General features: G+C 56.7%; 4 protein-coding genes. 2 read left to right on the forward strand and 2 right to left on the reverse strand.

Annotated elements, in window-relative coordinates; genetic code table 11:
* Positions 1 to 95 precede the first annotated feature (95 nt).
* Together HUJ17_RS01615 and HUJ17_RS01620 are read left to right on the forward strand one after the other, a co-directional pair.
* Entirely contained in the window at positions 96 to 407 is a 312-nt protein-coding gene (locus HUJ17_RS01615; RefSeq protein ID WP_290509063.1) for a hypothetical protein, read from the forward strand.
* Between the two features lie 170 nt (positions 408 to 577).
* Complete coding sequence (locus tag HUJ17_RS01620; protein ID WP_290509064.1) at positions 578 to 1,039, forward strand: phasin family protein; 462 nt, start codon at positions 578 to 580, stop codon at positions 1,037 to 1,039.
* Between the two features lie 1,397 nt (positions 1,040 to 2,436).
* On the opposite strand, the gene HUJ17_RS01625 is transcribed toward HUJ17_RS01620, so the two are convergent.
* Complete coding sequence (locus tag HUJ17_RS01625) at positions 2,437 to 4,266, reverse strand: long-chain-acyl-CoA synthetase (protein WP_290509065.1); 1,830 nt, start codon at positions 4,264 to 4,266, stop codon at positions 2,437 to 2,439.
* Between the two features lie 300 nt (positions 4,267 to 4,566).
* Positions 4,567 to 5,616: biotin/lipoyl-containing protein (locus HUJ17_RS01630; protein ID WP_290509066.1), on the reverse strand; the 1,050-nt coding region annotated here is incomplete at its 5' end.

A 5,616-nucleotide genomic window follows, 5' to 3' on the forward strand; every position in this document is an offset into this window, starting at 1 on the left:
TTCCAGGAAGATGAGTGGATTCTGATCGTGGTGGGCGGCTTCCTCGGTGCTATGGCCGGGGTCGGACAGCTACTGTTCATGTTCGGAGCGGCCTGATGGAAACGCTGCAGATAGATATTGCCACCCTGGGGTGGCTGCTGTTTGCGGCGGCTGGAGCGTCCTCTCTACTGACCCTGATCCTGCAGGGGCTCATTGGCCACTTTTACCTGGGGCCGAAGATTGAACGCAAAGTGGATCGTCGTCTTGAAGAGGGCGCCAACCAGCTGGAAGAACGCCTGAGAAAGCGTATTGTGGATTTGCTTACTGGTCGCTCCCGGGAAGTGATTCGCAACAGCGCCCGGGATCTGGCCCGAGGCATGGGGCTGATCGGCAATCGGCGACCGGATGATGACGACCTGGGTGAATAATTGCCCGCTCTGATGAGAAATTGATCACATAATCTTTGATTGAATAATTGTCAGACAAAGCTGTGCGAACCTGCTTTACTACCCCCCTATAATTCACCCCACGTGCTGAGGTTGCTGCATGCTGCTTTTCGCTGCATTCGCGCGTGGAATTGCCTTCGGGAGTTTGGATCATGTCCGATAACGAGAATGAGAAAGAAGGGCGGAATGCTAGCCCGTTGAAGGCCCTGAGTGGCGCTTCTAGAGATATTCGCAAGTACACCCACCAGATCTGGCTTGCCGGACTGGGCGCGTTCGCAAGAGCCGAGGAAGAGGGCAGTGGTTTTTTTGATGCCCTGGTTGAAGCCGGCCGTGAAGTGGAGCGCCACACCAAGGACAAGACCGAGTCCCGGGTGGAAGAGATCAAGGAACGGGTTCGCCACCATACCGGCGAAACCATGGAAAAGATGGAAAAAGCCTTTGATGATCGCCTGAACAAGGCGTTGTCCCGTCTGGGACTCCCCAATAAGCGGGAAGTCGAAGAGCTGGAGCAACGTGTTCAGGAGCTGACCAGCGCACTGAGCAAGGCGGAGGAAGATGTAGATGCCTCCTCTGAATCCGGGGCTTCAAAACGCCGCAGCCGCAAGAAGAGCTGAGGCGTCCAAACAGTGTTGTAGCGCACACCGCTAACCCCTTAGTGGTGTCTTTTAACGGGTACCCCCTTGGTACCCGTTTTTTTTATGTCCGCAATAAGCGCACGGGCGATGGCGAAGCGCGTTATTCGGGACCTGTACAGGGTCTGCGTGAGAGCTGTGGCTGTCGGTATTGTGGGAATGAGGTTTGCGCCGCCAGGATGCCGGTGTTGTGCGAGCCTGATTACTCGGAACGAATGTGCCACTCTGTCACCCTTGGTAACGTCCCTGTGCCCCAGTTTTGTTCACAGGCTTCTGTCAATGGGCTTTTTCTGCAATAAAATATGACAAATCCATTAATAGTCCATAAAAAACAGCGTAACCAATTGAAATTAAATAACTTTATTGATTGTTCAAAAAATAGGCATGTCGTCAATAGCCGTGAAAAACCGGTGAGATAGGGCGGTTGTGTACCGGCTATGCACAGGTTTATCCACAGCTTCTGTGGAAAAGAATATTGTGGATGTGGCTAAGTCGATGTGTGGTAAGGATCGATTGCCTGAACGGCCTGTTTCTGACAAGCAGATGGCGTTTTTACACAAGGCTGTTCCAGGGTTGCCGCAATGAGTTGTCATCCAGCTGTCACTTGTAGTGGCCAAAAAAGCATCGCTAAACTGCTGATAATAATAAGATTTGCTATCTGTGTAATTATCCACCATTGAGAGGGGAAAGCCTTTTGCCGGGGCCTGCAGACGGTTCTTCTCAGCTTTTCCACAATTCTATCCACAGGTTTTGTGAGTAACCTCCGACAGTTGTGCAATGCCCCGTTACGAGTTGCTGAAAGTGTCAATCCCTGTCCTGGTGGAAAAACATGCAAACAGCCGGAAGGCCTGACAATAAAGGGATGCAGCGTGTTTTCCTGAGGTCCTGCACAGAGTTGTCCACAGAGCATGGGGATAGTTGTTGGGGTGTGGAAGAATAGTAGCTGCTGTGCGTTTACAGAGGACGCTGTTCAACGCGGCTGGTTATGGGGAGGTGCTCGTGCTGCGAGACGTCTACCACAGGCAAATTACTCTGCCCGGGCAGCGTAGCGAAGAGAATAATGTGCTTGCACGTGATTCCGCTTCCTCAAGGCCTGGATGAGTTTCCAAATGGCCGCTAGCACCTGCGACTTCCTGGATGCAGGAGGCCGCTGAGCCTAAGTCGAACTGCACCATCAGGCGCCCGATCGGTGCAGGCTCAGTGCACCCTGCGCAATCAGTGGCGATGGTAAGGACATCAAGGGCAGCAGGCAGGGGGATCCCGGGCAAGTCGGCTGGTTCCTTGCCCTGGAGCGGGTCGCTTTCGTTCCCGCTACTCGGCGATGAAGCAAAAAAAGGGTGCCCGAGGGCACCCTTCTTGTCAGGACAAGCCTGGAAGAATCAGAAACGGTGCTCGCCGTTGTCGATGCTTTCCTGGGTTGACTTGTCCAGTTGCTGATAGCAGTCGGCCTTGGGGAGCAATACGTAGACCGCATTGTCCTGCTGGCTCAGATCATACTTCTGCTCTTTCAGCTTGTTTTTCTGGTGCTTGAAGGTGCCTGTGGTTTCCATGGCCTGCTCGTTTATACGCAGGAACACGGGAATGGCGTAATGGGGCAGCTCGCGCTTCAGATAGGCACACAGCCCCTGGAAGTCGAACTCACTGTGGTGGCAGGTCAGACGAACCTGTGCCATGCCAGCCCGGCCATTGGTATTGGGGATTTCCACTCCATAGACCACGGACTCCTGAATGCCGTCATAGCCATCCAGAATCTGTTCCACTTCGGTGGTGGAGACGTTTTCGCCTTTCCAGCGGAAGGTGTCACCCAGACGATCCACGAATTGCGCGTGGCGGAAGCCGATATCACGCATCATGTCGCCGGTGTTGAACCAGGCATCGCCCTTTTTGAAGACGTCACGGAAGATGGACTTCTCGGTCTTTTCCGGATCGGTGTAGCCGTCGAACGGGGTCTTGTCGGTGATCTCGCCGAGCATCAGGCCGGATTCGCCTTTACCCACCTTGATCATATTGCCGTTACTGTCGCGTACCGGCTCGTCCCGTTCCTTGTCGTATTTGACGATGGCATAACTGACCGGAGAGAAACCCACGGTGTTGTCGAAGTTGAACACATTGGTGAAGGCCACATTGCCCTCTGAGGAGGCATACAGCTCGACCACGCGGTCAATACCGAAACGGTCTTTGAACTCTTTCCAGATGCTCGGGCGCAGGCCGTTGCCAACAATAGTGTGAACCTTGTTGTCCTGGTCGTTGGGCTTTTCCGGTTGCTCGTGCAGGTAGCGACACAGTTCGCCTACATAACCGAACGCGGTACAGCCGTGACGGCGGATATCTTCCCAGAAACCGCTGGCGGAGAACTTGCGTGCCAGTACCAGGGTGCCCGCAGGAGCCAGCACTGACGCCCAGCAGATGACCATGCCAGTTGCGTGGTAGAAAGGCAGGGTGGTGTAAAGGCGGTCGTCCTTGTTCAGACGCACCGCAGAATAGCCGAAGCCACCGTAGGCCTTTTCCCAGCGCCCGTGGTTGAACACAACGGCCTTGGGCAGGCCGGTGGTGCCGGAGGTGTAGATATAGAACAGCGGATCGCGCAGGAAGGTCTGCTTGCTGGAGGCCGGGTTTTCGCTGGAACAGTCCTTGATTTCGCTGGCCAGATTCTTGTACCCGGCGGGGGCGTCACCCGGGTTTTCCAGGGTGTCCTGGTCGGCGAAGAAGAAGAAGTTGTCTTTCAGATCCAGGTCGCCACGGATCTCTTCCACGGCTTCTACCAATTCCTCGCCAATAATGGCTGCCTTGGGTTTCACCAGATTGAAAGAATGGACCAGTACCTTGCCGCGCTGGGAGGTATTGATCAGCGCAGCACAGACGCCCATTTTGGCGCAGGCAGCGACAGTGACGAGCAGTTCCGGACGGTTCTCAATGTTGACGGCGATAGTGTCGCCTTTCTTCAGGCCGATGGAGGCCAGATAATCTGCCAGCCGGTTGGCCCAGGCATTGAACTGCTTGTAGGTAAGCTCGGTGTCCTCGTAGATCAGTGCGGCACCGTTGGGGTTCATGCCGGTGGCTCGCTCGAGGGCCACGCCCAGGCCCAGGGGCTTGGTCGTGTCAGTGATCTTGGCCATCCGCGAGCCCTTGATCAGGCCTGGCAGATTGCTGACCACCTCGGGAACCTTGGACAGAAGCTTGGGCAACGTGATGATGTCGGCGTTGCTCATAGGATCTCCATTAGTCTGTGTTCTTGGAAGGTCCAGGCACAGAACACCGCAGGATCAGTCGATACAGGCCAGTAATATTGATCATGGCGTGTAAGCGGTTATCCGAAGGCTGTTCAGCCGGGAACCCAGTATTGGCAAGCGGGCGCTTACCTTAACCGTAGCACCAGGGCAGGGCAAGAGCCCTGCCCGGTGGCAGTGCCTGGACAGATTGCGGCGGTCCGTTTTGGCCCTATCTGCCCGGTGCAAAGTATTGAATCACAGTGGAGTGTCCCTCTCCGTTTGAAAAATGTCATTGACGAATTATGACTTTGAGTCCTCAGCCTTGATGCTGACCAGCAACTGTTGGCGTTTCACCTGGCTGCCCACGGCGAGATCCGCGGATTCCACGGTGCCATCGCAGTCGGCCTTGAGGCTGTGTTCCATCTTCATGGCTTCCATGATCACCAGCACCTGGCCCCGTTTTACCGGGTCTCCGGCTTTCGCGCAGACTTCGATCACAGCCCCGTCCATGGGCGCGCGGATCTGGCCGGAGCCGGCCTGGTCGCTGCTGCCTGCTGCACTGTGGGTAGCATCCTCGAAACAGACGCTGTGGCCTTGGCATTGCAGCCAACTTTGCTTGCCATCCTGGTACATCCGGTAGCTTTGGCGAATGCCGTCGATACTGGCCAGGCCTGGGCCGAGAGGTGCGATACGGTGGTTATCCTCGCCGACGAGCAGTTCGGCATGGTTATCCTGATAGCGGATGTACACGGTCTGCTCGTGTTCGCCACAGCGGAGCTGGACTGGTTGGGCTCCCAAGGTGCTGGAGTGCCAGCCGCGCAGCTCGGCTGTTGGTGTTTCCACCTCACAGCGGAGCAGGGCGGCCAGAGCCCACAGCTGGCTGGGCGGGGTGTCGCCGGCCATGCTGGCGTCGTCGGCAAAGTCCTGACCGATAAAGGCCGTGGTGGCTTCGCCCCCGGCAAATACCGGATGGCGCAGGATGGCGGCCAGGAAGGCCCGGTTGTCACGGACCCCCATCAGCACGGTGTCTTCCACAGCGCGGATCAGGCGCCGCCGGGCGTCTTCGCGGCTGTCGCCCACGGCAATGATCTTGGCCAGCATGGGGTCATAGTGACTGCCTACCTCATAGCCCTCCACCAGTCCGTGGTCGATGCGTACACCATCGCCGCTGGCCGGCTGCCAGCACAGTACCGGGCCGGTCTGCGGCATGTAGTTCTGGGCCGGATCTTCCGCGTACAGGCGCACTTCCATGGCATGGCCGGTGAGCGTGACTTGCTCCTGGCTCAGTGGCAGGGGTTCACCCCGGGCGACCTTGATCTGCCAGGCCACCAGGTCCAGGCCGGTGACCAG

The sequence above is a fragment of the Alcanivorax sp. genome (genome assembly GCF_014762765.1).
Lineage (GTDB): Bacteria > Pseudomonadota > Gammaproteobacteria > Pseudomonadales > Alcanivoracaceae > Alcanivorax.